General features: G+C 74.7%; 26 protein-coding genes. 10 read left to right on the forward strand and 16 right to left on the reverse strand.

The window, feature by feature from the left end; genetic code table 11:
• Positions 1-29 precede the first annotated feature (29 nt).
• Positions 30-1424 (reverse strand): lysine N(6)-hydroxylase/L-ornithine N(5)-oxygenase family protein, encoded by a 1395-nt coding sequence (locus KPL57_RS61165; protein ID WP_226358983.1) that lies wholly within the window; start codon positions 1422-1424, stop codon positions 30-32.
• Positions 1425-2083: 659 nt separating this feature from the next.
• Here KPL57_RS61165 and KPL57_RS61170 point away from each other — a divergent pair.
• Positions 2084-3433: a GGDEF domain-containing protein gene (locus tag KPL57_RS61170; RefSeq protein ID WP_226358984.1), complete on the forward strand. Its 1350-nt coding sequence runs from the start codon at positions 2084-2086 to the stop codon at positions 3431-3433.
• Positions 3434-3473: 40 nt separating this feature from the next.
• Here KPL57_RS61170 and KPL57_RS61175 read toward each other — a convergent pair whose 3' ends face one another.
• The 5 genes from KPL57_RS61175 to KPL57_RS61195 form a co-directional block, all read right to left on the reverse strand.
• Positions 3474-4103, reverse strand: coding sequence for a TetR/AcrR family transcriptional regulator (locus tag KPL57_RS61175; protein WP_060712091.1), 630 nt, complete (start codon positions 4101-4103; stop codon positions 3474-3476).
• Positions 4104-4135: 32 nt separating this feature from the next.
• Positions 4136-5287: an acyl-CoA dehydrogenase family protein gene (locus KPL57_RS61180; RefSeq protein WP_020625370.1), complete on the reverse strand. Its 1152-nt coding sequence runs from the start codon at positions 5285-5287 to the stop codon at positions 4136-4138.
• Between the two features lie 35 nt (positions 5288-5322).
• A complete protein-coding gene (locus KPL57_RS61185; RefSeq protein WP_226358985.1) occupies positions 5323-6084 on the reverse strand; it encodes a 3-hydroxyacyl-CoA dehydrogenase in 762 nt (253 codons plus the stop codon).
• A 35-nt stretch (positions 6085-6119) separates the two neighbouring features.
• Entirely contained in the window at positions 6120-7277 is a 1158-nt protein-coding gene (locus tag KPL57_RS61190) for an acetyl-CoA C-acyltransferase (protein ID WP_226358986.1), read from the reverse strand.
• A 112-nt stretch (positions 7278-7389) separates the two neighbouring features.
• Complete coding sequence (locus KPL57_RS61195) at positions 7390-8049, reverse strand: Pr6Pr family membrane protein (RefSeq protein WP_226358987.1); 660 nt, start codon at positions 8047-8049, stop codon at positions 7390-7392.
• A 132-nt stretch (positions 8050-8181) separates the two neighbouring features.
• Here KPL57_RS61195 and KPL57_RS61200 point away from each other — a divergent pair, with 132 nt between their 5' ends.
• A complete protein-coding gene (locus tag KPL57_RS61200; RefSeq protein WP_226358988.1) occupies positions 8182-9084 on the forward strand; it encodes an SAM-dependent methyltransferase in 903 nt (300 codons plus the stop codon).
• 76 nt (positions 9085-9160) lie between these two features.
• Here KPL57_RS61200 and KPL57_RS61205 read toward each other — a convergent pair whose 3' ends face one another.
• Positions 9161-9892 carry a hypothetical protein gene (locus KPL57_RS61205; protein ID WP_226358989.1) on the reverse strand — a complete coding sequence of 244 codons (732 nt, stop codon included), beginning with the start codon at positions 9890-9892 and terminating at the stop codon, positions 9161-9163.
• 590 nt (positions 9893-10482) lie between these two features.
• Here KPL57_RS61205 and KPL57_RS61210 point away from each other — a divergent pair.
• Entirely contained in the window at positions 10483-11964 is a 1482-nt protein-coding gene (locus KPL57_RS61210; protein ID WP_374203969.1) for an alkaline phosphatase, read from the forward strand.
• Between the two features lie 14 nt (positions 11965-11978).
• Here the strand turns inward: KPL57_RS61210 and KPL57_RS71345 are convergent, their stop codons facing one another.
• Genes KPL57_RS71345 through KPL57_RS61225 form a run of 3 tightly spaced genes read right to left on the reverse strand, consistent with a single transcriptional unit; the run spans position 11979 to position 14348 of the window.
• Complete coding sequence (locus KPL57_RS71345) at positions 11979-12644, reverse strand: acyl-CoA dehydrogenase family protein (protein WP_308253358.1); 666 nt, start codon at positions 12642-12644, stop codon at positions 11979-11981.
• Positions 12542-13144, reverse strand: coding sequence for an acyl-CoA dehydrogenase family protein (locus KPL57_RS61220; protein WP_226358991.1), 603 nt, complete (start codon positions 13142-13144; stop codon positions 12542-12544). The genes KPL57_RS71345 and KPL57_RS61220 overlap by 103 nt, the downstream gene beginning before the upstream one ends.
• Complete coding sequence (locus tag KPL57_RS61225; RefSeq protein ID WP_226358992.1) at positions 13137-14348, reverse strand: acyl-CoA dehydrogenase family protein; 1212 nt, start codon at positions 14346-14348, stop codon at positions 13137-13139. Before KPL57_RS61225 ends, KPL57_RS61220 begins: the two co-directional genes overlap by 8 nt.
• A gap of 481 nt (positions 14349-14829) precedes the next feature.
• Here KPL57_RS61225 and KPL57_RS61230 point away from each other — a divergent pair, with 481 nt between their 5' ends.
• Positions 14830-15534 (forward strand): hypothetical protein, encoded by a 705-nt coding sequence (locus tag KPL57_RS61230; protein ID WP_226358993.1) that lies wholly within the window; start codon positions 14830-14832, stop codon positions 15532-15534.
• Entirely contained in the window at positions 15501-17306 is a 1806-nt protein-coding gene (locus KPL57_RS61235; RefSeq protein WP_374203970.1) for an ATP-dependent helicase C-terminal domain-containing protein, read from the forward strand. Before KPL57_RS61230 ends, KPL57_RS61235 begins: the two co-directional genes overlap by 34 nt.
• Before the next feature lie 236 nt (positions 17307-17542).
• Here KPL57_RS61235 and KPL57_RS71350 read toward each other — a convergent pair whose 3' ends face one another.
• On the reverse strand, positions 17543-18415 hold the full coding sequence (locus KPL57_RS71350) for a class F sortase (protein ID WP_226358994.1): 873 nt from the start codon (positions 18413-18415) through the stop codon (positions 17543-17545).
• 9 nt (positions 18416-18424) lie between these two features.
• The gene (locus KPL57_RS61245; RefSeq protein ID WP_226358995.1) at positions 18425-18805 is read right to left on the reverse strand and encodes an excalibur calcium-binding domain-containing protein; all 381 of its coding nucleotides are present in this window, start codon (positions 18803-18805) and stop codon (positions 18425-18427) included.
• Between the two features lie 134 nt (positions 18806-18939).
• Here KPL57_RS61245 and KPL57_RS61250 point away from each other — a divergent pair, with 134 nt between their 5' ends.
• Positions 18940-19914 carry a threo-3-hydroxy-L-aspartate ammonia-lyase gene (locus KPL57_RS61250; protein ID WP_226358996.1) on the forward strand — a complete coding sequence of 325 codons (975 nt, stop codon included), beginning with the start codon at positions 18940-18942 and terminating at the stop codon, positions 19912-19914.
• Here the strand turns inward: KPL57_RS61250 and KPL57_RS61255 are convergent.
• Both KPL57_RS61255 and KPL57_RS61260 read right to left on the reverse strand, forming a co-directional pair.
• Positions 19904-20788, reverse strand: a complete 885-nt coding sequence (locus KPL57_RS61255) for an MFS transporter (RefSeq protein ID WP_226359018.1) — start codon at positions 20786-20788, stop codon at positions 19904-19906. The two genes, KPL57_RS61250 and KPL57_RS61255, sit on opposite strands and share 11 nt — an antisense overlap.
• Entirely contained in the window at positions 20788-21324 is a 537-nt protein-coding gene (locus tag KPL57_RS61260) for an MFS transporter (RefSeq protein ID WP_226358997.1), read from the reverse strand. Before KPL57_RS61260 ends, KPL57_RS61255 begins: the two co-directional genes overlap by 1 nt.
• 156 nt (positions 21325-21480) lie before the next feature.
• Here KPL57_RS61260 and KPL57_RS61265 point away from each other — a divergent pair, with 156 nt between their 5' ends.
• Complete coding sequence (locus KPL57_RS61265) at positions 21481-21729, forward strand: hypothetical protein (RefSeq protein ID WP_226358998.1); 249 nt, start codon at positions 21481-21483, stop codon at positions 21727-21729.
• Here the strand turns inward: KPL57_RS61265 and KPL57_RS61270 are convergent.
• The gene (locus KPL57_RS61270) at positions 21714-22730 is read right to left on the reverse strand and encodes an alcohol dehydrogenase catalytic domain-containing protein (protein ID WP_226358999.1); all 1017 of its coding nucleotides are present in this window, start codon (positions 22728-22730) and stop codon (positions 21714-21716) included. The genes KPL57_RS61265 and KPL57_RS61270 overlap by 16 nt on opposite strands.
• A 71-nt stretch (positions 22731-22801) precedes the next feature.
• Here KPL57_RS61270 and KPL57_RS61275 point away from each other — a divergent pair, with 71 nt between their 5' ends.
• Positions 22802-23164 (forward strand): TMEM175 family protein, encoded by a 363-nt coding sequence (locus tag KPL57_RS61275; RefSeq protein ID WP_226359000.1) that lies wholly within the window; start codon positions 22802-22804, stop codon positions 23162-23164.
• Positions 23143-23424: a hypothetical protein gene (locus KPL57_RS61280; RefSeq protein ID WP_226359001.1), complete on the forward strand. Its 282-nt coding sequence runs from the start codon at positions 23143-23145 to the stop codon at positions 23422-23424. The genes KPL57_RS61275 and KPL57_RS61280 overlap by 22 nt, the downstream gene beginning before the upstream one ends.
• Positions 23425-23430: 6 nt before the next feature.
• On the opposite strand, the gene KPL57_RS61285 is transcribed toward KPL57_RS61280, so the two are convergent.
• Entirely contained in the window at positions 23431-23811 is a 381-nt protein-coding gene (locus KPL57_RS61285) for a VOC family protein (protein WP_226359002.1), read from the reverse strand.
• Positions 23812-24006: 195 nt separating this feature from the next.
• On the opposite strand from KPL57_RS61285, the gene KPL57_RS61290 reads away from it, so the two are divergent.
• Complete coding sequence (locus KPL57_RS61290) at positions 24007-24420, forward strand: DUF6319 family protein (protein WP_226359003.1); 414 nt, start codon at positions 24007-24009, stop codon at positions 24418-24420.
• Positions 24421-24444 lie beyond the last annotated feature (24 nt).

Below are 24444 nucleotides of genomic sequence, written 5' to 3' on the forward strand. Positions count from 1 at the left end.
TCCTCCGGTGCGGGGACGTGGTGGGGCGCTCAGACGGTGGCGGTGTCGCGTCCGCTCGCCTCCGGGGAGGCGACCGCCGTTCCCCGGACGAGCGAGGCGACGATCTCTCCGGACCGCACGGCGATGTTGGACAGCAGGGTCGAGGTGATGCCGTGCGTGTGCTCGGTCGGACCCTGCAGGTAGACGCCGGCCCGGACCGTTCCGCCGCCGGGGAGCGCACCGGTGCGGACGCGGTAGTCGCGCTGCACGTCGAGCCGGCCCTGTCCGTCGCGCCCGCAGGCCTGCTGCAGGCCGGCGTCGAGCAGCCACAGTGGGTCGGCCGACCGGTACCCGGTCGCGTAGACCACGGCATCGGCGGTGATGACCTCGCGCTCGCCGTCGATGAGCGACTCGATGGCCAGTTCCACCCGGTCCCCGACGTCGACGACGTCGGCCACCCGGGAGACGTTGCGGAAGCGCAGTCGCTCCCGGCCGGCGACCCGCTCGTGGTAGTGCGTGCGGTACAGGCCCTCGATCAGCTCGGGGTCGACCACGGAGTAGTTGGTGTTGGCGTGGTAGCCGAGGATGCGGTCCTTGACCTCGTCCGGGGCGGTGAAGAAGTCGTCGACGGCGGCCGGGTCGAAGATCCGGTTGGCGAAGGACGTGTCGTCGGCGGGGCTGTAGCCGTAGCGGGCGAACACCGCGTGCACCTCGGCGGTCGGGAAGGTGCGGTGCAGGTGCTCCACGGTCTCCGCCGCGCTCTGCCCGGCCCCGACGACGGCGAACCGCGCGGGCGAGGCGCCGGCGAGCTCGCGGGTGTGGAAGAGCAGGTCGCGGCTGTGCCAGATGCGTCCGCCTGCGGTGATCCCGCGCGGGAGGACCGGGGTGAGCCCGCAGGCGAGCACGACGTTGCGGGTCCGCAGCCGCTCCACCCGTTCGCCGGTGCGCACCACGACGTCGAGGAGGTCGACCACCCCGTCGCCGGGCACGGGCTCGATCTCGACGACCTCGCTGCCGTAGTCGACGGTCACCGGGGAGCCCGCGGCGTCGCTGACCTCGCCGACCCGTGCGGCGGCCCACTCCAGGTAGTCGTGGAACTCGCGGCGGGTGGGGAACGACGAGCCGTAGTTGATGAAGTCGGCGAGCCGGTCGCGGTCGTGCAGGTAGGACAGGAAGGAGAAGCCGCTGTTCGGGTTCCGCAACGTCACGAGGTCCTTGAGGTAGGACACCTGCATGGTCGCGTCCTCGAGCAGCATCCCGCGGTGCCAGCCGAACCGCTCCTGGCGCTCGACGAACCGGCCGGTCACCGGCGCGTCGGCCGGGGCCGCCGCGTTGTGCTCCAGCAGGGCGATCGCGATGCCGAGGTTCGACGGCCCGAACCCGACCCCCACTACGTCGAGTACCTCCGGGGCGGAGTGGGGGTTCGCGTTCGCGGGGTTCGCCATCACGGTCCTTTCGTTGCTTCGGCACGCCTCAGATAAGGCGAGGCTAACTGCAACACGAAGGTGGACGTCCCGCCTAGGGGGTGATCGTCGGAACCCGGCCGCAACGGCTCGTCTGCGCTGGTCGGAGCAGCGGAGTGACGAACGTGTCACCCGTTCAGAGTATGGAGCGCCGGCACGCACACACCGCCGGACGAGGGTGTCGCATGCCCCGTCCGTGCGTCACCGGTTCTGGCGACAGGGACACGGGCAGGGACGGGTACGTGCGCGGGACCCGGCCCGACACGGCCGGCGGCCACGAACGGCGGCGCCGCGCGGGACGACCGAGCGTCCCGCGCGGCGCCGATGACGGTTCACCAGTCCCAGTTGCGCACGAGCACTCTCCCCTCGACCGGAGTACTTCTCACCGTCCCGGAACGGACGCCGTTGCGCTCCGCACGTCAGAACGCACGGCACGCTCCACGATCGAGTGATGACAGGTCCAGAGTAAGCGATGGACAACGCTCCGTCACGGTTTAACGCAAGCCTGAGGCGTTCGTCGTCGGTTCCGGGCCGCTCGGCGCGGACTCGGGCCGCTGCGACACGAACGGCAACCGCTTGCCTTACTCCCGCGTAGCCTCGACCCGATACCCCTGAACGCACCCGACGAACAGGCAGGCGACGTGACCTCTGGCCCGGTGGCACCGCGCCCGGCACGGCGTCGCCGTCGTGTGCCGGACGCCCGGTCGCTGCTCGGCCTGCCGGTGCGCCCGCTGCTGCTGGTCCTGGCCGTCGAGTCCGCGGCGGTGGCCGCCGTCGTCGCGGGCGCGCTGACCGGGGCCGCGCCGACGCGGACCGACGCGCTGCTCTGCGGGCTGCTGATGCTGGTGGCCGCGGTGCACACCGAGCTGTCGGTCAACGCCGAACGCCTGCGGCGCCGGATCGCCGAGACCCGCTACATCAACATGACCTCGGTCTGGACCTTCGCGGCGGCGCTGCTGCTGCCGCCGGTGCTCGCGACGGCCGTCGTCGCCGTCATCTACGTCCACCTCTACCTGCGGGTGGTGCGCCCGAGCGGCACGCCGCCGCACCGCCAGGTCTGCAGCGCCGCCACGGTCCTGCTCGCCGTGCACACCGTCGCGGGGCTGCTCGCGCTGGTCGGCGGCTGGGGCGGGGCTCCGGCGACCCCGCAGAACGCGGCGCTGGTGCTGGGCGCGCTGGTCGCCTACACCACGGTGAACACGCTGCTGGTCGTGTCGGTGCTGCGGCTGACCGCACCGGGGTCGCGGTTCCTCGTGATCCTGTGGGGCGGTGACATCGGGCTGGAGCTGGCGACGCTGTCGATCGGCGGGCTGGTCGCCGTCGTGCTCGCCAACACCTCCCCCTGGTTCGCGCTGCTCGCGGTGCTGCCGCTGCTCGTCGTCGAGCAGACGACCCTGGTGCGTCAGCTCGAGGCGCAGGTCGACACCGACGCCAAGACCGGGCTCCTCAACCCGGCGGCGTGGCGCTGGCGCAGCCGCCAGATGCTGGAACGGGACACGCGCACCGACCGCGCCGGCGCGGTGCTGATCCTCGACCTCGACCACTTCAAGGCGGTCAACGACCGGCACGGCCACCTGGCGGGCGACGACGTGCTCCAGGCCGTCGCCGACGTCCTCACCACCGAGGTGCGCGACGAGGACCTGGCCGGCCGGTTCGGCGGCGAGGAGTTCGTGGTCACGCTCGGCGGGATGCGCGCCGACGACACCCTGGACGACCGGGCCCGCGAGGTCGCCGAGCGGATCCGCCGGGGCGTGCGCGCGCTGGAGGTCGACACGGCCACCGCGGGCCGGGTCACCGGGCTGTCGGTGTCGGTCGGCGTCGCGACGACACCGGACCACGGCTCGGACCTCGACGGGCTGCTGGCCGCCGCGGACGCCGCGCTCTACGAGGCCAAGCACGCGGGCCGCGACCGGGTCGCGGTGCGGCCCCCGGCGCCGCCCGTCGTTCCCGAGGGTGCGACGCCGCCGTTCGGGCTGAGCTTCGGCACCTGAGAGCTACCGCACCTGAGGACTCCGACACCCGGGGCGCCGGTCACGGCCCGAGCAGCACCCGGGCCAGGTCCTTCCACTGGGGCAGCATCGGGTCGCTGCCCGGGTCGCGCGGGTCGAAGGTGTAGGTCAGCGAGGTGCCGCGCATCGAGGTGAGCAGCAGGTCGCGCAGCTGCTTGAACCGCGGGCGGCCGGCGAGCTCGTCGCCGAACATGCGGGCCATCGACGCCCGGATCGCCGCGCCGAGGCGCTTCTCCTCGGGTCGCAGCGCCTCGGCGATCTCGGCGTTGGACCGGGCCGCGGTCCAGAGCTCCACCGCCGCCCAGAAGTGGGGCTCGGAGAAGCTCTCCCACAACAGCTCGATGACCCGGTCGGCCCGCTCGAACGAGCCGACCGGGTCGGTCTCGACCACCCGTCGCACGCGTTCCTCGGTGTCGGCGACGCGCTTCACCGCCAGGTGCTGCGCGGCCGCGACCAGCAACCGGTCCCGGCTGGGGAAGTGGTGCAGCAGCCGGCCGCGCGACACGTCGGCGGCCGACTGGATGGTCAGGGTCGTGGAGCCCGAGTAGCCGCCGTCGATGAGGCAGGCCACGGCGGCGTCCAGGATCCGGGCGCGGCTGTCCTCCGACCGCTGCGCCCGGCTCCTGACCGCCGGAGGGTGTTCGGTGTTCATGATGTGCTCATGATCGCCTGTCGGTCATCGGCTCAGAGTCCCAGACCCCGGCCGATCACCTCCTTCATGATCTCGGTGGTGCCGCCGTAGATCCGGGTGATGCGGGCGTCGGCGTAGGCCTTGGAGACCGGGTACTCGCTCATGTAGCCGTAGCCGCCGTGCAGCTGCAGACAGCGGTCGGCGACCCGGCCCTGCAGCTCGGTGCACCAGTACTTCGCCTTCGACGCGTCGACGGCGGTCAGCTCGCCCGCGTTCAGCGCCCGCACGCAGTCGTCGACGTAGTGCTCGGCGAGGTCGATCTCGGTGTCCATCTCGGCCAGCGCGAACTTCGAGTTCTGGAACGAGCCGACCGGGGACCCGAACGCCTTGCGCTCCTTGACGTACTCCAGGGTGTTCGTCAGCACCGTACGGGCCGCGGCCACCCCGGCGACGGCGATCGACAGGCGCTCCTGGGGCAGCTTCTCGACCAGCTGGACGAAGCCCTTGCCCTCCTCGGGCCCGAGCAGGTTCTCCACCGGCACCTTCACGTCGGTGAAGGAGAGCTCGGCGGTGTCCTGGGCGTGCATGCCCAGCTTGTCGAGGTTGCGGCCGCGCTCGAAGCCCTCCATCCCGCGCTCGAGCACCAGCAGGCTCATGCCCTTGTGCTTCTGCGACGGGTCGGTCTTCACCGCGACGACGACGAGGTCGGCGTTGATCCCGTTGGTGATGAAGGTCTTCGCGCCGTTGACGACGTAGTGGTCGCCGTCGCGGATGGCGGTCGTCGACATCGACGCCAGGTCCGAGCCGATGCCCGGCTCGGTCATCGCGATGGCGAGGATCTTCTCCCCCGCCACGACGCCCGGCAGCCACCGCTGCTTCTGCTCGTCGGTGGTGTAAGCGAGCAGGTAGGGCAGCACGATGTCGTTGTGCAGGGTCAGGCCCAGCCCCGAACCGGCCGCACCGACGCGCAGCACCTCCTCGGAGACGATGGCGTTGAACCGGAAGTCCCGCACCCCGCCGCCACCGAACTCCTCGGGCGCGTCCATGCCCAGGAACCCGTTGGCGCCGGCGGTGGTGAACAGCTCCCGGGAGACGACGCCGTCGCGCTCCCACTGCGCCTCGTGCGGGGCGATCTCCTTCTCGACGAAGGCCCGGAAGGCCTCGCGGAAGTCCTCGTGGTCGGACTCGTAGAGCGTGCGCTTCACGGCGCCGCCTCCTCTCTGGGGTACCGGCAGGGGGACTAGCGGGGCTGCATGCGGATCGCGCCGTCGAGACGGATCGTCTCGCCGTTGAGCATCGGGTTCTCCACAATGTGGGCGGCGAGCTTGCCGTACTCCGCGGGCTGCCCCAGCCGCGACGGGTGCGGCACCTGCTTGCCCAGCGAGGTCTTGACGTCCTCGGGCAGGCCGGCGAGCAGCGGCGTCTCGAACAGACCGGGGGCGATGGTGTTGACCCGGATGCCGATGCTCGCCAGGTCACGGGCGATCGGCAGGGTCATGCCGACGACGCCGCCCTTGGACGCCGAGTAGGCGGCCTGGCCGATCTGGCCCTCGAAGGCCGCCACCGAGGCGGTGTTGATGATGACGCCGCGGTCGCCGTCGACGTGGTCGGACTTGGCGATGCGCTCGGCCGCCAGCCGGATCACGTTGAACGTGCCGATCAGGTTGACGTTGATGACCTTGGTGAAGTCGGCCAGCGGGAACGGGCCGGTCTTGCCGAAGGTCTTGATGCCGTTGCCGATGCCGGCGCAGTTGACCGCGACGCGGACGGTGCCGAGCTCCTCGGCGGCGTCGAGGGCGGCCGAGACCTGCTCCTCGTTCGTGACGTCGGCGGCGACGAAGCGGACGCTGTCCCCCAGCTTGTCGGCGACGGCCTCGCCCTGCGACGACGGCAGGTCGATGATCAGGACCTTGGCGCCGAGCTCCACGAACTTCTCCGTGGTGGCCAGGCCCAGGCCGGACGCACCGCCGGTGACGACGGCGACGGAACCGTTGATGTCCATGTTCTGTCTGTTTCCTTCCGGGTGGGGAGCGGGTGTCAGAGGAGTTCGAGGATGGTGGCGTTGGCCTGGCCGCCGCCCTCGCACATGGTCTGCAGGCCGTAGCGGATGCCGTTGTCGCGCATGTGGTGGACCAGGGTGGTCATGATCCGCGCGCCGGAGCCGCCGAGGGGGTGGCCCAGCGCGATGGCGCCGCCGTTGGGGTTGAGCCGCTCGCCGACACCGGACGCGGTGTCGGTGGTGCCCGCGATGTCCGCCAGCCAGGCCAGCGGCACCGGCGCGAACGCCTCGTTGACCTCGAACGCGCCGATCTCGTCCAGCGACAGACCGGAACGCTTCAGCGCCTTCTCCGTCGCGGGGATCGGGGCGGTCAGCATGATGACCGGGTCGGCGACGGCGAGGACCGCGGTGTGCACGCGGGCGATCGGGGTCAGGCCGAGCTCGCGGGCCTTCTCGCTGGTGGTCATCAGCAGCGCGGCGGAGCCGTCGGAGATCTGCGAGGAGTTGCCCGCGTGGATGACGCCGCCCTGGTCGGCGTCCTTGAACACCGTCTTGAGCTGGGCGAGGCCCTCGACGGTCCCGCCGCGGCGGACCCCCTCGTCGGCGGTCACGCCGGCCAGCGGGGAAAGCTGACCGTCGAACCGGCCGTCGTCCTGCGCGGCGGCGGCGCGCTCGTGCGACAGCAGCGCGAACTCGTCGAGCTGGGTGCGGGAGAAGCCCCACTTCTCGGCGATCATCTCCGCGCCGACGCCCTGGTTCGGGGCGACCCCGTAGCGGGCGGCGAAGTCGGCGCCGAACGGGTCCTGGCCCTGCAGGGAGGAGCCCATCGGCACCCGCGTCATGGACTCGACACCGCCGGCGACGGCCACGTCGTACTGCCCGGCGATCAGGCCCGCGGCCGCGAAGTGCACCGACTGCTGGCTGGACCCGCACTGGCGGTCGACGGTCACACCGGTGACGGTCTCGGGGAACCCGGCGGCCAGCGCGGCGTTGCGGGCGATGTCGAAGGTCTGCTCCCCGGTCTGGGACACGCAGCCCCACAGGACGTCGTCGATCTGCGCCGGGTCCACGCCCGAGCGCTCGACCAGGCTGCGCAGGACGTGCGCGGACAGGTCCGTGGGGTGGACGTCCGCCAGGCCGCCCTTTCGCTTGCCGACCGGGCTGCGTACGGCCTCGACGATGACTGCGTCTCGCACGGTGTTCGCTCCTTCGCGACGGTGGACGGCGCCCGGGTCGGGGCCGTCGACTCGCCTGCGACGGTAGCAGGAAACAGTCAGAGTTGACTGTCACGAATCCGTGCGACGCCGCTCACGCCCGCCCGGGGACGACCTCGCCCACGGCCCGCCCGGGGACGCGGGCCCCGGTCCGCCCGGCCAGCAGGACCAGGTAGCCCAGGACCAGGAATCCGGCCGCCAGCCGGAGGACGTTCCAGGCCAGCCCGCCGGCGCCGACGGCGTCCGGATCCAGGAAGTAGTACGGCGCGCGCCGGCCGGCGCCGTTGAGCACGGCCAGCGCCAGCCCGAGGTACGCGGCCGGGAACAGCAGCCACACCGGCGGGTGCCACCAGCGCAGCCCGCCGCGGGCGGGCCGGACGAGGACCCAGTCGGCCAGCGCCAACACCGGCACGACGATGTGTAGCAGCACGTTGGCCGGGGTGAAGCCCGTCGAGCGCCCGGACAGGAACAGCACCCAGACCAGGCCGGCGACCAGCAGGTAGACCACGACCGCACCACGGACCGCGGGCCGCGCGTCGTACCGGCGACCCAGCAGGGTCCAGAGGTAGAAGGCCGCGGCGAGCAGGTTGACCTGGTAGGTGAAGGTGGTCAGACGCCAGGCCACGCCGCTGCGCGAGGTCAGTTCGACCACGACCAGCGCCGCCAGCACGCAGGCGACGACCGCCCCGCGCAGGACGACGGCGACGACGGCGACGACGGCGACAGGGACCTTGCGGGGCGCCGGGAGATGCACGGGGGATCAACGCCGGGTGCCACCCACCGGGTTCCCGTGATCCGGACGGGTGATCCCGGTCATGCCGCGGTGCGCCGTCGCACGGCATGCCGCATCATGATCGTGAGCATTGCTCACCTCCTGGGAGGACCGATGTCCGGAGTACCGCACGGCAACGTCCCGGCCGGTGGCAACAGTGTCCCCGGCGGGTGGGACGTCACCCGCAGCGTCGGCGCGACCGCACTGGCCGTCGCTGCGGCCCGCGCCGCCGAGGCCGAGCGCCCTGACCCGCTGGTGGTCGACCCGTACGCGCGCGCACTCGTCGACGCCGCCGCGCCGGGGCTCCCGCTCGCCCGCGGTGCCGACGACGACGGCGGCGTCGGCTGGCGGGCGCTGGTCGACATGATGGCGATCCGCACCCGGGTGCTCGACGACGCGCTGCTGGCGGCGGCTGCGGACGGGGTGCGGCAGGTCGTCGTCCCCGCGGCCGGGCTCGACGCGCGCCCCTACCGGCTGGCCTGGCCGGACGGCACGTCGGTGTACGAGATCGACCAGCCCGAGGTGCTGGCCCACAAGCAGCGGGTCCTCGGCGCCACCGCGCCCCGGGCACGGCTGGTCGCCGTGCCCTGCGACCTGCGCGCCGACGGGCCGGGCGCACTGCGCGGGTCCGGATTCGACCCCGGCCAGCCCACCGCGTGGCTGGTGGAGGGCCTGCTGGCCTACCTGCCGCCGGAGGCGGAGGCAGACCTGCTCGCCCGGGTCGACGAGCTGTCCGCGCCGGGCAGCCGGGTCGCGCTGGAGGCGGTGGACCTGGCGGTCGCCGACGAGTACCTGCACACCGACGAGGTCCGGGCGATGGCCCCGGCGATGGGCAGCGACCTCGCGCAGCTGTGGGACACCCGGCGCCGCCCCGCACCGGCGTCGGTGCTGCGCGCGGCGGGGTGGGACGTGCGGGAGCGGACCCTCGGCGAGCTGGGCGCGGATCTCGGCCGGCAGCTCACGGGCCCGGTCGGCACGCTGGTCGCGCACGTCCTCGTCGTCGAAGCGGCCCGCTGACCCGGGTCACCTCCACGCCGGGCACCGGGCTCGACCGTCGGGCAGGTCACGGGGCCGGCCGGCGAGGTCGCCGAGGTCAGGCCTCGCGTCCGGCCGGCTCGACCAGCGCCGACGGGCGAACCGGCGCGCCGGGGTCGGCGGCGGCGAGCGCCACGGCCGTGGCGTGGTAGCCGGCGATCCGGGCGGCCGCACCCTCGTCGAGCAGGTCGAGACGGTAGGTCAGGCGCAGCGTCGACCCGGACAGCGAGACGTGCAGCCCGGCGGCCCGGCCGTCGCCGATGGTGGTGCCCGTGTCGGGACCGCGGTCGCCGGTGCGGCCGAGCGCACCGGGGGCGATCTCGGTACCGCGCAGGTCCGTGCCGGGATCGAGCACGGTGCCGAACGAGGGAATCGCCGTCCCGAACTCGGCGGCGAGGCGTCCCAGGTCCGAGTCGGAGTGGGCGCGCAGCCCGGCCAGTGCCTCGGCGGCCGCGAGGACGAGAGCGGACCAGCTGCAGGCCCTGTCCAGGCACACCGGCAGCGGCGTCGTACCGGGACGGGCCGGGATCCCGGCGACCACCTCGGCGTCGCCGGACAGGGCCGCGAGGACGGCGGCGTGCGCAGCGAGCAGCACAGCGCCGGGCTCGACGCCGGACCCCGCGGCGACGGCGGCGACCGCGTCCCGCGGGACCGGCTCGGTGTGCACGGCGGTCCCGGGCCGGGGTGTCGCCGTCCGGGCCGGGGCCGGGGTGGCACCGCCGGTCAGCAGCACCCGGCTCCAGTGCTCACGAGTGGCCGAGGTGGTGGGGTCGAAGAGAGTGCCGGTCATCGTGCGAGCTCTCCGTTCGACAGAGGGCGCGGGGCGGGATCCTCTCGCCCAGGAACGCGTTCGACCCGATCCGGGTCCGGTTCACGACGAATGCGGTGTCGCACTCGTCGGCGGTGACGATGGACATGACGATGGACATGACGCTGGACGTTCCGTCGGCGACCGTCGTCCCGGTTCCGTTCGAGCCTGCATGCGACGTCTCCCGTCTCACCGCCGTACCGAAGAGTCGCTGACCGACTCCGACGCGTACATCGTCACTTCTCATGATCGTGCGAACCCGCGGTCGTCACTGCTCCCTGGAACCGCGGCACGACTCCGACCGCGACGTCGACGGCGCCGCGGGCGCGAGCCTCGATACCGCGCGATCCCGATGACCTGTCTTCGTGACTCGCCGGGCGGAGGTTCGACGTGAGACCGGATGTGATCCAGCGCACCAGGACTCGGTCGTCGGTGCGCGCGTGCCGTGGGGCGGGGGCACACCCGGCCGGTTCCGGCCGAACGCCCGCGCCCGGGCGCGGGCAGTGATTCACTCGTCCGGTGAGACCGACCCTGGCGCGTGCACACCGTCGTCGGGGTCACCGGGGTGGAGCATGGACGGTTCTTCCCGACCACCACGCACAGGAGGACGTGTGACCGCACTGCCACGCCGCAGCGTGCTGCTCGGCACCCTCGGGGCCGCGGCCACCGGTCTGGTGCCGGCCACACCCGGTGGTGAGCCCGCCGCCGTGCCCCGCTGGTTCGCCGGCGCGCTGCGACAGGCGACGACGCCGGACCCGTTCACCCTCGGCGTCGCCTCGGGCGACCCGTCGCCCGACGGCATGGTGCTGTGGACCCGCCTGGCCCCCGAGCCCGACGCCGAGGACGGCCGCGGCGGCATGCCCGACCGGGCGGTCGAGGTCGAGTGGGAGGTCGCCGAGGACGAGCGCTTCGCCCGGGTCGTGGCGCGCGGCACCGAGACCGCCACCTCCGAGCTCGCGCACAGCGTGCACGCCGAGCCCGCGGGGCTCGCCCCGGGACGCGAGTACTTCTACCGGTTCCGCACCGGCGGACACCTCTCCCCCGCCGCGCGCACCCGGACCGCGCCCGCCGCAGGTGCCGCGGCGGCGTCGCTGACGATCGCGACGGCGTCGTGCGCGAAGTTCGGGGCGGGCCACTTCACCGCCTACCGCGGGCTGGCCGCCGATGCGCCCGACCTCGTCCTGCACCTGGGTGACTACTTCTACGAGACCGACCGGGGCGAGGTCCGCGACCCGGGACCGCCGGAGCCGACGACCCTCGCCGGGTACCGCCGTACCCACGCCCACCAGCGCTCCGACGAGGACCTGCGCGCCGCGCACGCCGTCGCCCCGTGGGTGGTCGTGTGGGACGACCACGAGGTCGTCAACGACTGGGAGGGCGCGACGACCGACCGGCGTCGGGCCGCGGCCCAGGCCTACTACGAGCACATGCCGCTGCGCCGGGCCTCGGTGCCCGACGGCCCGGACATCCAGCTCTACCGGCGGCTGTCCTGGGGTTCGCTCGCCACCTTCCACGTCCTGGACACCCGCCAGTACCGGATGCGCGGCTCGATGCTCGGCGCCGATCAGGAACGCTGGCTGCTGCGCGGCCTGCGGGACTCCGCGGCCGGCTGGGACGTGCTGGCCCAGCAGGTGTTCTTCGCCCCGCGCCGGGGCGGCAAGTCCGGCACCTGGGGGGAGTTCACCGGCTCCCGGGAACGGGTGGTCCGCGGCTGGACCGAGGCGGGCGTGCGCAACGCCGTCGTCCTCACCGGGGACGAGCACGTGCACCACGCCAACGAGATCCCCGGCGACGACGACAGGGTCGCCGGCACCGAGCTGGTCACCACCTCGGTGACCTCCGGCGGCGACGGCGACGGCGACGCGAAGTCCGGTGGCAGCGGCAGCTCGGTGTGGTCGCTCGACCGGCGCGGCTACGTGCTGGCGACCTTCACCCCCGCGCAGATGCGCGCGGACTTCCGCACCGTGTCCCGGGTCAGCGAGCCCACCGCCACGGTGCGCACCGCGGCGTCGTTCGTGGTGCCGGACCGGGAGCCGGGTCTGAACAAGGTCTGACCCGGTCCCGGCGCTCAGCCGGTCGCCACCCGGGGCTCGCGGACGTCGTCGCCGAGGGTGTCGAGCACCAGCGCGGCGATGCGCTCGCGGTGGGCCTCGGCGGACCCGAGCAGGGCCGCGGCGGCGACGGCGCGCTTGTAGTACAGGTGCGCGACGTGCTCCCAGGTGAACCCGATCCCGCCGTGCAGCTGCACCGCGTCCGCGGCCACCCGGTAGGTCGTCTCCGAACAGGTGGCCTGCGCGATCGACACCGCGAGGTCGGCGTCGTCGATGCGCGGGTCGTCAACCGCCCAGGCCGCGTGCAGCGCCGCGGTCCGGGCCTGCTCGACGGCGACGAGCATGTCCGCGCACCGGTGCTTGACCGCCTGGAACGACCCGATGGGCCTGCCGAACTGCAGCCGTTCCTTCGCGTAGGCGACGGTCAGGTCGAGCAGCCGGCGGGCGATGCCCGCCTGTTCGGCGGCGAGCAGCGCCCCCGCGGTGCGGAAGGCGTGGCGCAGGGCGCCGTCGGCGTCCGTACCGGTGGCGAGCACGGTGCCGGTCGCGCCGTCGAGGACGACCCCGGCGACCGGGCGGGTCACGTCGAACGAGCCGCGCCGCTCCACCCGCACCCCGTCGGCGCCCGCGTCGACGACGGCCAGTACCGGGCCGTCGACCCCCGCTGCCGCGACGACCAGCACGTCTGCGGCGCCCGCGTCCGGGACGTGGGAGACCGTGCCGGTGAGCCGGTCGCCGTCGGCGGTGACGCCGGCCGCGGACGCGCCGTCGTAGGGTGCGGTGAGCACGGCGACCAGGGCCGCGGTGCGTGAGCCGTCGGCCAGTGCTGCGAGCAGCGCGTCGCGCTCGGCGCCGCCGGGGCCGCGACCAGCGCCGGGATCGCGAGCGCGACGGTGCCGAGCAGCGGTCCGGTCACCAGGGCCGCACCGAGCTCCTCGGCTGCGACGGCCTGGTCCACACAGGTCCCGCCGGCGCCGCCGAGGTCCTCGGGGACGGCCAGCGACAGCGCGCCGAGCTCGGTGCCCAGGCGGCTCCAGAGTGCCCGGTCGAACCCGTCGGCGGTGTCGACGAGCCGGCGCAGGGTGGCCTCGTCGTGCTGGCGCTCGGCGAAGCGGTGCAGCGACGCGCGCAGCTCGCGCTGCTCGTCGGTGACGTCGAACTCCCGGAGTTCCTGCTCAGCCACGGGGGACCTCCTTCCAGGGGCGGTCGGAGTCCGACCGGGGCTCGCCGGGCAGGCCGAGGACGCGTTCGCCGAGGATGTTGCGCATGACCTCCGAGGTGCCGCCCTCGATGGTGTTCGCGCGCGAGCGCAGGAAGCGCTGCTGCACCGTGGAGTTCGGGTCGGTGTGCACCCGGCTGCGGTCCATCGACCAGTCGTCGTAGAGCAGCGCGTCCGGACCGAGCAGGTCCATGCAGAACTCGTAGACGTCCTGGTTCAGCTCGGCGCCGACCAGCTTGGACACCGAGCCCTCCGGGCCGGGCTGCCCGCCGCTCGCGGTGCGCCGCGCGCGGGCGAGGGTGAGGCGGTGGGTCTCGGCGCGGGTCCACAGGGCCGCGAGCCGGTCGCGCAGCACCGGGGTGTGCCGGTCGGGGTGGGCCCGCCACAGGCCGAGCGCCTCGCCGATGACGCCGCTGCCACGCCGCCCGGTGACCCCGCCGATGGCGGTGCGCTCGTTCATCAGGGTGGTGATCGCGACCTTCCAGCCGGCGCCGACCTCCCCGAGCCGGTGCGCGTCGAGGACCCGCGCGTCGGACAGGTGGACCTCGTTGAACTCGGCCTGCCCGGTCATCTGGCGCAGCGGGCGCACGTCGACCCCCGGCTGGGCCATGTCGATCACGAAGTAGGTCAGTCCGCGGTGCTTGGGCTGCTCGGGATCGGTCCGGGCGACGAGCATCCCCCACCGCGCGACGTGGGCCAGGGTCGTCCAGACCTTCTGCCCGTTGACGACCCACTCGTCGCCGTCGCGGACCGCGGAGGTGGCCAGACCCGCGACGTCGGAGCCGGCGCCGGGCTCGCTGAACAGCTGGCACCAGATCTCCTCGCCGGTGGCCATCGGCCGGAGCCAGGCCGCGACCTGCTCGCGGTCCGCTCCGTACTCGACGACGGTCGGCGCACCCATGCCGTAGCCGATCGGGTTGACCGCGAACATCCGCTCGCCGCCGGCGTCGGTGACGATCTGGTCGACCACCGGCTGCAGCCCGCGGGACAGACCGAGCCCGCCGAGCCCCTCGGGGTGGTGCACCCAGGCGAGGCCGGCGTCGTAGAGGGCGCCGAACAGCTCCTCGCGTGGCACCGACCGCGGGTCGTGGGCCTCGACCACCTCCCGGGCGGCCTGTGCCACGCGGGCCGCGTCGGATGCCGGTCGGGTCGTGGTGGGCGAGCTCATCGCACCTCCGGGAGCTGGGCCTGACATCGTCGTCGATGTCGCTCCCGACGGTAGCCGTCATCAGTTTCGGGGACCACGGTTAACGATTCCTGGTCCGGGTGCGACATCAGGTTCGTCCGTATGACGCAGCCCGAGCCCCAGGAGCACCGATGCCCGCCACCGCCGCCACCCACCGTCCCGCGGCCCGGTGCTCGACCGGACCGTGCTGCCGGGCTGGGCGCTGCTGCTGATCACCACCGGGCTCGCCGCCGCGGTCGTCGTGATCATGGTGCTGTCCTACAGCGGGCTGGCCTGACCCATACTCGGGGGTGATGTCCCCACTCCCCGACCTGCCGGTCCGCGCCGTCCTCGACGACCTGCGCGCGGCGCTGGACGACCGCGGCGGCGCCGTGCTCGTCGCCCCGCCCGGCACCGGCAAGACCACCCTCGTGCCGCTCGCGCTGGCCGGGCTCGACGGGTTCGCCCCGGGGCCGAGGGCACGGTGCTGGTGGCCGAGCCGCGCCGGGTCGCCGCCCGCGCCGCCGCGGCCCGGATGTCGTCGCTGCTGGGGACCGAGGTCGGCGGGCCGGTCGGCTACCGCGTCCGCGGCGACGCCCGCACCGGGCCGGCACCCGGGGCGAGGTCGTCACCTCCGGGCTGCTGCTGCGCCGCCTCGCCGGGGACCCGGAGCTGGCCGGGGTGTCCACCGTCGTCCTCGACGAGGTGCACGAACGCCACCTCGACGCGGACCTGCTGTCTCACCCTGCTGCTCGACGCCCGCGACGGGCTCCGTCCCGATCTGCGGCTGCTGGCCACCTCCGCGACCCTCGACGCGGCCCGCCCGGCCGTACTGCTGGGCGACGACGACCGGCCCGCGCCGGTGCTGGAGGTCGCCGCTCGCAGCCACGACGTCGCGGTCACCCACGTCCCGCCCGCCCGGGCCGGCCGCGGCGGGACCGAGCGGATCGAGAACACCGTGGCCCGGCCGACGTGTGTACGGGCACTCGAGCACGCAGCGTGCTGGCGTTCCTGCCGGGCGTCGCGGAGATCGGGCGGACCGCGTCGGCGCTGCGCCGAGCTCGGACCCGACGCCGACGTCCTCGCGCTGCACGGCAGGCTGCCCGCCGCCGAGCAGGACGCGGCGCTGCGCGACGGGCCACGGCGGCGGGGATCGTGCTCGCCACCGCCGTCGCCGAGTCCAGCCTGACCGTGCCCGGGGTGCGGGCCGTCGTCGACTCCGGGCTGGTCCGGGTCCCGCACACCGACCACCGGCGCGGGTTGTCCGGCCTCGTGACCCGCCGGGTCTCGCGCGCGGTCGCGACCCAGCGCGCGGGCCGCGCCGGGCGGGAGGCACCCGGCTTCGCCTACCGCTGCTGGCCCGGGGGCGAAGTGCTCGCCGACGCCCCGGACCCCGAGATCCGCACCGCCGACCTCACCGCGCTCGCGCTGGACCTCGCCGTCTGGGGCACCCCCGACGGCAGCGGTCTGCGCTGGTGGGACGCCCCGCCGCCCGGTCCGCTGGCCGCCGGACGCGGGGTGCTGACCGCGCTCGGCGCGATCGGCCCCGACGGCGCGGTCACCGACCGGGGACGGCGGATCTCCGCACTGGGCCTGCACCCGCGCCTCGCCAGGGCGCTGCTCGACGGCGTCGCCGCCGGAGGGGACCCGCGGGAGGTCGCCGGGATCGTCGCGGTCCTCGACGACGACACCCTCGCCGGCCCCGCCGACGACCTGACCGCCGCGCTGGCCCGGCTGCGCTCCGGCGACGCCCCCGGCGCCGGGCGGTGGCGCGGGGACCGGGACCGCCTGACCGGCGCGCTGCGCCGCGCCCGCGCTGCTACACCCGCGGCCACCTCGTCCCCCGCGGCCGCCGCCCCGCCGGGCACCGGGTCGCCGGGCACCGGGTCGCCGAGTACCGGGGCCCGCTCCGGCGCTGCCGCCGGGACACCGGCGCGGGCCCGGGGACGGACCGATCGCGCCGAGGGGGCTGCGGGCGCCGAGCTCGTCGCGTTGGTCACCGGGCTCGCCCACCCGGAACGGCTCGCCCGGCGCCGCGACACCGCGGCCGGGGTGTTCCTGATGGCCGGCGGCACCGCCGTCGAGGTCCCACCCGGTCCCCTGCGCGACGCCGAGTGGCTCGCCGTCGCCGTCGCCGACCGGCGCCCCGGGCAGACCCACGGCCGGGTACGCCTCGCCGCGGCGACCGATGCCGCGACCGCGCTGCGGGCCGCCGCGCCGCTGCGGGTCACCGGCTCGGAGGTCGTCTGGAGCGACGGCGACGTCCGTGCCCGCACCGTCGACCGGCTCGGCGCGATCGTGCTGTCGGAGAAGCCCGACCGCTCCCCCGACCCGGGTGCCGTCCGCGACGCGCTCGTCGCCGGGCTGCGCGCCGAGGGCACCGGGCTGCTGCGCTGGACGGCGGGCGCGGTGTCGCTGCGCGAGCGGCTGGGCTTCCTGCACCGGGTGCTGGGCGCACCGTGGCCGGACGTGTCCGAGGAGGCGCTCCTCGACTCCGCCGCCGATCCCGCCGGGTGGCTGGCGGGTCCGCTCGCCACCGCCCGGCGACGCTCGGACCTGGCACGGGTCGACGCCGGGCCCGCGCTGCGCCGGTACGTCGCCGCGGCCGTGGGCGGGCTCGCCGGGCGGATCGACGAGCTGGCCCCGGAGCGGCTCACCGTCCCCACCGGGTCCCGGATCGCGCTGGACTACTCCGGGGCGGCCCCTGCGCTGCCGGTGAAGGTGCAGGAGGTGTTCGGGTGGACCGGCTCCCCCGCCGTCGCCGACGGGCGGGTGCCGGTGGTGCTGCATTTGCTCTCCCCCGCCGGGCGCCCGACCGCGGTCACCGCGGACCTGGACTCGTTCTGGGACAACGCCTACCCGCAGGTCCGGGCCGAGCTCCGCGGGCGCTACCCGAAGCACGCCTGGCCGGAGGACCCGCGCACCGCGACACCGGGACGGGGCACCGGACGCCGCAGGTGAGCGCGGCGCCCGGTCCCGGCCGTCCCTGCCCCGGGCGGCCCTGCCCCGGGCGGCCCTGCCCCGGGCGGCCCTGCCGTCGAGATGCAGCTCAGCGGGAGTTGTCGATCTCCGCAGCCCGCTGAGCTGCATCTCGACGAGCGCGGGGCGACGGACCGCGACGGCGCGGCGGGTCCGGACCGCACTCGGCGGGGCGCGGAGCGCGGACGGGGGGCGCGGAGCGCGGACGGCCGGGCCGATCAGCGGACCTGGTCGGCGAACACCACGACGTTGTCGAGGTAGCTGCGGGCCGACCGGTCGAACACCCCGCCGCAGGTGATCAGCCGCAGGCCCGCGTGGTCCAGGTCGCCGTAGACCTCGGCGGTCGGGAACTCCGCCTTGGGGAAGCGCCCGACCCGGCGCACCGCGAACACCACCGACGTCCCGTCGGCGCGGTCGACGCGGATCTCGTCGCCGGGCTCCAGGGTGTCCAGGTCGGCGAAGGCTCCGGGGAGCCCCTTCCAGTCGACGTGCGCGGTGAGCACGGCGGGCCCGACCTCACCGGGGGTCGGCGCGCCGGTGTACCAGCCGACGGTGCCCGCGTCCGCGGGGACCTCCATCGACCGGTCCGCGGTCAGCCCCATCGGCCGGGGCTCGGTGTCGAGCCCGAGCCGGTCGACCCGGAGCCGGACCGGCTCCGAGCGCACCAGCGGCGCGGGCCCCGGCGGCAGCAACGCGCCCGGTGCTGACCCCGGAGCGGTCACCGGGACCGACGCGACGGCCGTCGCCCCGGGCTCGGGTGCGCCCGCGGGGTCGGCGAGCAGCAGCGTGGCGGCGAGGACACCGAGCGGCGCCAGCACCCGTGTCACGCGGCGCAGCGCACCGGCCCGGCGCCGCCGGTCCGGGCTCCCGCGCCGCGCCGTCCCGGCCCGGTCACCGGCCACCGGCCCATGTCCAGACCAGTCCGCGGCCGCCGGCCCATGTCCGGACCGGTCCGCGGCCGCCGGCCCACGTCCGGGCCGGTCCCCGGCCGCCGATCCGCGTCCGGACCGGTCCCCGGCCACGGCGCCGTGCCCGGCCCGCGCACCGGACGGTGCGGCGGGGCCGGGCACCGGGAGGGCGGGGCCGGGCACGTGCCGGGATCAGCCGCGGCGACCGACGGCGACGCGGCGCACCGCGACCGCGCCGATACCACCGGCGGCGACGGCACCGAGCGCCAGCGGCAGCACGTCGGCCGGGCCGCCACCGGCCTCGACGCCACCGACCGGCGTCGCGGCGACCTGGGTGGAGTCGTCGGACGCGGCCGTGGCGGTGGACGCGACGCCGTAGTCGTAGTCCTCGCAGGCCACGCCGTTGTCGTTCGCGTCGAGGTTCTCGGGGTCGCCCGGGGTCAGGGCCGCCTGGGCGTCGGCCTGGCTCGCGAAGTCCTTGCAGTTTCGGTCCTGGGCGAAGGCCGTGCCGGCGAGCGGGAGGGCGGCCACGGTCGCGAGGAGCGCGGCGGCGGACAGGGAACGGAGGCGCATCGGGGGTGTCCTTCCGGGGACGTGGGGGGAGCCACGCAGGTAGCAGCGATCCGGACGTGTCGGTCGTTACACCCGAACGGGAATGAACCCGAACGGGCTTGAACCTGCTCCGCCGGGCGGCGGAAGGTGGTCCGGTGATTGCTCTCCCCACCCCCGACGACGTCGGTGCCGCCGCGGCGATCCTGCGCGGGCACGCCCACCACACCCCCGTCCTGACCTCCCGGCTCACCGACGCCGAGCTCGGCGCGCAGCTGTTCGTGAAGGCGGAGAACCTGCAGCGCACCGGGAGCTTCAAGTTCCGCGGGGCGTTCCACACGCTGTCCCGGCTGACGGCGGCCGAGCGGCGAGCCGGGGTGGTCGCGTTCTCCTCGGGCAACCACGCCCAGGCCGTCGCGCTGGCCGCGCAGCTGCTGGAGGTGCCCGCGACCATCGTGATGCCGCACGACGCCCCCGCCACGAAGCTCGCCGCCACCCGCGGCTACGGCGCCGAGGTGATCGGCTACGACCGCTGGACCGAGGACCGCGACGCCATCGCGACCGCGCTGTCCGAGGAGCGCGGACTCACCCTCGTCCCGCCCTACGACCACCCGCACGTCATCGCCGGCCAGGGAACCGCGGCGCTCGAGCTGCTGACCGACCACGGTCCGCTCGACGCGCTGTTCGTCTGCCTCGGCGGGGGCGGGCTGCTGTCCGGGTCGCTGCTCGCGGCCCAGGCGCTGTCCCCCGACGCCCGGGTGTACGGCGTCGAGCCCGAGGCCGGCGACGACGGCCTGCAGTCCCTGCGCGCCGGGCACGTCGTGCGCATCCCGCAGCCCCGCACCCTCGCCGACGGCGCCGCCACCACCCACCTCGGCGACCACACGTTCCCGGTGATCTCGCGGCTCGTCACCGACATCGTGACGGTGCCCGACGCCGCACTGGTCGAGTCGATGGCGCTGTTCGCGTCGCGCTACAAGGTACTCGTCGAGCCGACCGGGGCTCTGGCCTTCGCGGGGGTCCGGGCCGCCGTCGCCGCGGACCCGCAGCGGTGGGCGGGGGCGCGGATCGGCGTCACGATCTCCGGCGGCAACGTCGACCTGGACCGCTTCGCCGCCCTCGTCACCGGCTGAGCCACCGGCCGGGCGCACCCACCGCGGCGCACCCACCGGGGCGCACTGACCGAGGCGACCCCCGTCCGGACGGTCCGGGCGGGGGCCGCTCGGGCGGAGCCCGCTCAGCGCCGTCGTGCTGCAGCGCGTCCTCGGCGATCACGGCCTCGGTCGGCAGCCCGGGCACCTCCCGGACCGCGGCCTCGGCGTCGGCCCGCTCGTGCGACGGGCCGGGCTGCTCGGCCTCGGCGTCGGCGGCGTCGAGATCACGGCGGATCGTCGCCAGCAGAACCACGCCCACCAGCACGACGACCGCGGCGATCAGGAACGGCACCGAGGCACCGACGGCCGCGGCCATCAGACCCGCGGCGAACGGGGCGAGGCCGCCACCGATGAACCGGACGAACCCGTAGGTGGCCGACGCGGTCGGGCGGGGCACCGGGGAGATCGACATGACCGCCGTCGTGACCAGGGTGTTGTTGACACCGACCACGATGCCGGACAGGACCACCGCGACGATCACCACGGCGGGCACGGTGTCGAACAGCCCGATCGCCGCGAGCAGGACCGCGATGCCGACGAGCGCGCCGTAGAGGGTGCGCGCTGTGCCGAAGCGGTCCTTCAGCCAGGGCGCACCGAAGACCGCGAAGACCGCGACGAGCAGGCCCCAGCCGAAGAACACCGCGCCGAGCGAGATCGGGTCGAGCCCGCCCATCAGGAACGGTGCGTAGCCGAGCAGGGTGAAGAAGCCCCAGTTGTAGAGCAGCCCGACCCCGCTGGTCGTGGCGAGCGCGCGGTGGCGCAGCGCGGTCAGCGGCTCGGAGAACGTCGCCTTGCGGGTCGGGACCGGCGTCGGCTCCAGCAGCACGACGGTCGCGACGAGCGCGATCAGCATCAGCACCGAGACACCGAAGAACGGCCCCGCCAGGACACGGTGCCGAGCAGCCCGCCGAGCAACGGACCCGTGGCGATGCCGACGCCGAGCGCGGTCTCGTAGAGCACGATCGCGCCGGCGAATCCGCCCGAGGCCGAGCCGACGATCACCGCGAGCGAGGTCGCGATGAACAGCGCGTTGCCCAGGCCCCAGCCGGCGCGGAAGCCGACGATGCCCCCGATCCCCGACGACGCCCCGGCCAGCGCGGCGAACACCACGATCAGCGCCAGGCCGGTGATCAGGGTCTTCTTCGCACCGATCCGGGACGACACCCAGCCGGTCACCAGCATCGCGATCGCCGTGACGACGAGGTAGCTGGTGAACAGCAGCTCGACCTCGGCGTGCGAGGCGTTCAGCTGCCCGGACAGCGACGGCAGGATCGGGTCGACCAGCCCGATCCCCATGAACGAGATGACACAGGCGAAGGCCACCGCCCAGACGGCCTTGGGCTGACGGAACGGGCTGGGGGCGTGCTCCGCACCGGATGTTCGGGACATGTCATCGCCTTTCCCCGGGAACGGACCCCGGAGAGATCATGGACGTTTCGGACCTGTTGAACATTGCATCACGCAACCCATCTCATGAGCAATGCAAACGACCGTGACCGTGCCCATGTCCCGCTACGGTCGGGGTCCCGACGTCGAGGAGGCCCCGTGCCGCACATCGCCGCCGAGGCCGACCGCCTCGCCCGGCAGGCCGCATTCCTGGGCGCGCTCGCCGCGATCGGCGCCCTGCTGCTGGCCGTGCTCGGCTGGGCCGGTGGGGCGGTCGCGATGTGGATGGCCGTCGCGGCCCGCCGGCGCGGGGCAGGGCGCACCGCCGTCGTCGCGATCACCCTCGGCGCGCTCGGCCTGGTCGCCGGCCTCGGGAACGCCCTGCTGGGCGCCTACCTGTTCCGCTGACCGGTCCGCAGGACCGGCTTGCCGGGGGCACGGTCCGGTGACTCCAGGTGCTCGTGCGCGGCGGCGACGGCCGCGACGCCGTCGTCGAGGTCGAAGACCCGCTCGACCAGCGGGACGAGCGTGCCCGCGGCCAGCCCGGCGCGGGCGAACGCCTCGGCGCGGGCCAGCGTCGCCGCGACACCGGTGACCTCGCGGACGTGGAAGCGGCGCAGCCAGACCGGCGCGTACCCGGCCGCGGGCAGCGGTGTCGGCTCCCCGGACAGCCCGCCGTGCACGATCACCGCACCGCCCGGCACGCAGGCCCGCACCAGCCGCGCGACGCCGGGGCCGCCCTCGGCGTCGAGGACCAGGGCGGCGCCTCCGCCCAGCGCCGCCCGCAGGTCGTCGGGGCCGGGCGTGCCGGTCAGCACCTCCGCGGCACCGGCGGCGCGCAGGACGTCGGCGTGCCGGTCGTCGGCCACGACGGCGACGGCGTGCACCCCGAGGTGCCGCGCGACCTGCAGCGCCGCGGCCCCGACGCTGTTCGCCGCGGCCGTGACGACGAGCCGGTCGCCCTCCCGCAGCCGGGTGGCGTGGCGGGTCATGCCCCACACGGTCAGCAGCGGCATCCACAGGGCGGCGGCGCCGTCGTCGTCGAGACCGGGTGGGCGGGCCAGCAGCGACCGGACCGGCACGACGGCCTCGTCGGCGTAGACCGGGTGCTCGTTCTGCGACGACGCCGGGATCACGCAGACCTCGTCGCCGGGGGCCCAGCCGGTCACCCCCGGGCCGGTGTCGAGCACGGTGCCCGAGCACTCGCTCCCCAGTCCCGCGGGGAGCACCGGGACGTCGAGGTAGGTGCCGCGGCGGAAGTTCACCTCGGAGCGGTTGAGCCCGACCACGTGCACCCGGATCCGCACCTCCCCCGGGCCCGGGTCGCGCAGCGGCAGGTGCTCGATCCGCAGCACCTCCGGGCCGCCCGTGGCGTGGAAGCGGACGGTGCGCACGAGCCGGGACGTCACAGCGGTCCAGGTTAGGGCCGGGCGGAGGCGTGCGGCACGATGACGACCGTTGCGCGGGGGAAGGGACGGCGATGCGACGAGGCGCCGAGGTCGGGCTGGAACGGCTGACCTTTTTCAGCGACGGGGTGTTCGCCATCGCGATCACGCTGCTGGTGCTGCCGCTGACCGATGCGGAGATCGAACCGGGACCGGTCGGGCCGCAGCTGCTGGAACTGCTCCCGCGAATGCTGACGTTCCTGCTGAGCTTCGCGGTGATCGGGCGCTACTGGACGATCCACCACCGGCTCTTCGCCCGGTTCGACCGCGCCGACGCCCGGCTGATGACGCTCAACCTCGGCTACCTGTTCGGCATCGCGTTCCTGCCGTTCCCGACGTCGCTGCTCGGCGGCACAGCGCCAGCACCGCGGCCGTCATGCTCTACGCCGCGAACCTGATCCTCATCGGCGCGTTCTCCACCGCGATGTGGGCCTACGGCTACTACCGCGGGCGGCTGACCTCCCCGGACGTGACCCCGCAGGAGGCCCGCAGCACGCTGCTCAACGGGCTGGCGCCGGTGGTGTCGTTCCTGCCGTCGCTGCTGATCGCCCCGTTCGACCCGGGCACGGCGATGCTGTCCTGGCTGCTGACCATCCCGATCTCGGCCGGCGCCGAACGGCTCGGACGACAGGGAACCGGGACCCCGCAGGAGGCGTGAGGCCGCTCAGAGCTCGTTGCTGATCTCGACCAGGTTCCCGTCGGGGTCCCGCAGGTAGACGCTGAGCAGCGGGCCCCGTGCCCCGGTCCGCTCGACCGGTCCCTCCTCGACGGCGACGCCGGCCTCGGCCAGCTCACACCGGACCTGCTCGATCGGGTCGAGGGTGATCAGGCACAGGTCGGCGCTGCCCGGGGTGGGCCGGTCGGCCTTCGGCTCGAACTCGTGCCCCGCCCGGTGCAGGTTGATCTTGCTGGGGCCGAAGGCGAGTGCGCGGCGCCCACCGCCGAACTCGACGGCCTCCATGCCGAGCACGCGGGTGTAGAAGGCGACGGTGGCGTCGACGTCGGCGACGGTCAGCACGAGGTGGTCGAGGTGGTCGATGCGCATGCTCACGATGTTGGCAGCCGGGCCGCACGCACGCGGGACCTCCTGTGGGTGACCTCCGCCGCACCGGACCGTCACCGAAGGCCGGACGTCGACACCCACACGGACCAATCCGGCGGGTCGCTACCGGCGAACGGGCGTTCGTGAATCACCCTTGTAGCTGGCCGTGCAGCCGAGTGGAGAGGGACGAGGACGCACGTGGACGACGAGCTGACGACCGGCGGGGAGACCCCGTCCGCGGGCACCGCAGACACCGCGGACCCCACGGGGGCCGCGGGGGCCGCGACGCCCGAGCCGCCGAAGCGGAGGCGGGGGCGGCCACCGGGCTCGACGGCCCGCACCACCCGGGTCGTGACCATGACCCTGACCGTCAGCGGTTCCGCCGACGGCGACTGGCAGGCGGAGCTGAAGCAGGGCAGCACCTGGGTGGCGCGGGGGCTGCCGGTGACCGCGTCGGCGGTGTCCGCGGCCGCCGCGGCGCTGCACGCCGACCTGTCCGGTCCGGTCGACGAGCTCATCGAGGGGGCCCGGTCGGCGAAGGCCGCGCGGGTCGCGGAGCTGGAGGCGGAGCTGGAGCGGGCCCGCAAGGACCTGGCCGCGCTGGAGCAGTGACCGCGACGGGGTGAGGGCGGCCGG

The organism is Pseudonocardia sp. ICBG601 (assembly GCF_020496245.1).

Bases quoted from the DNA above. Each gene is read 5' to 3' on its own strand.
- KPL57_RS61200 (WP_226358988.1), top strand. From the start codon at position 8,182: ATGTCCGGAGTACCGCACGGCAACGTCCCGGCCGGTGGCAACAGTGTC.
- KPL57_RS61225 (WP_226358992.1), bottom strand. From the start codon at position 14,348: ATGAGCTCGCCCACCACGACCCGACCGGCATCCGACGCGGCCCGCGTG.
- KPL57_RS61255 (WP_226359018.1), bottom strand. From the start codon at position 20,788: ATGCTGATCGCGCTCGTCGCGACCGTCGTGCTGCTGGAGCCGACGCCG.
- KPL57_RS61175 (WP_060712091.1), bottom strand. From the start codon at position 4,103: ATGAACACCGAACACCCTCCGGCGGTCAGGAGCCGGGCGCAGCGGTCG.
- KPL57_RS61210 (WP_374203969.1), top strand. From the start codon at position 10,483: ATGGACGGTTCTTCCCGACCACCACGCACAGGAGGACGTGTGACCGCA.
- KPL57_RS61280 (WP_226359001.1), top strand. From the start codon at position 23,143: ATGCTCTACGCCGCGAACCTGATCCTCATCGGCGCGTTCTCCACCGCG.
- KPL57_RS61165 (WP_226358983.1), bottom strand. From the start codon at position 1,424: ATGGCGAACCCCGCGAACGCGAACCCCCACTCCGCCCCGGAGGTACTC.
- KPL57_RS61245 (WP_226358995.1), bottom strand. From the start codon at position 18,805: ATGCGCCTCCGTTCCCTGTCCGCCGCCGCGCTCCTCGCGACCGTGGCC.
- KPL57_RS61205 (WP_226358989.1), bottom strand. From the start codon at position 9,892: ATGACCGGCACTCTCTTCGACCCCACCACCTCGGCCACTCGTGAGCAC.
- KPL57_RS61285 (WP_226359002.1), bottom strand. From the start codon at position 23,811: ATGCGCATCGACCACCTCGACCACCTCGTGCTGACCGTCGCCGACGTC.
- KPL57_RS61185 (WP_226358985.1), bottom strand. From the start codon at position 6,084: ATGGACATCAACGGTTCCGTCGCCGTCGTCACCGGCGGTGCGTCCGGC.
- KPL57_RS61275 (WP_226359000.1), top strand. From the start codon at position 22,802: ATGCGACGAGGCGCCGAGGTCGGGCTGGAACGGCTGACCTTTTTCAGC.
- KPL57_RS61260 (WP_226358997.1), bottom strand. From the start codon at position 21,324: ATGTCCCGAACATCCGGTGCGGAGCACGCCCCCAGCCCGTTCCGTCAG.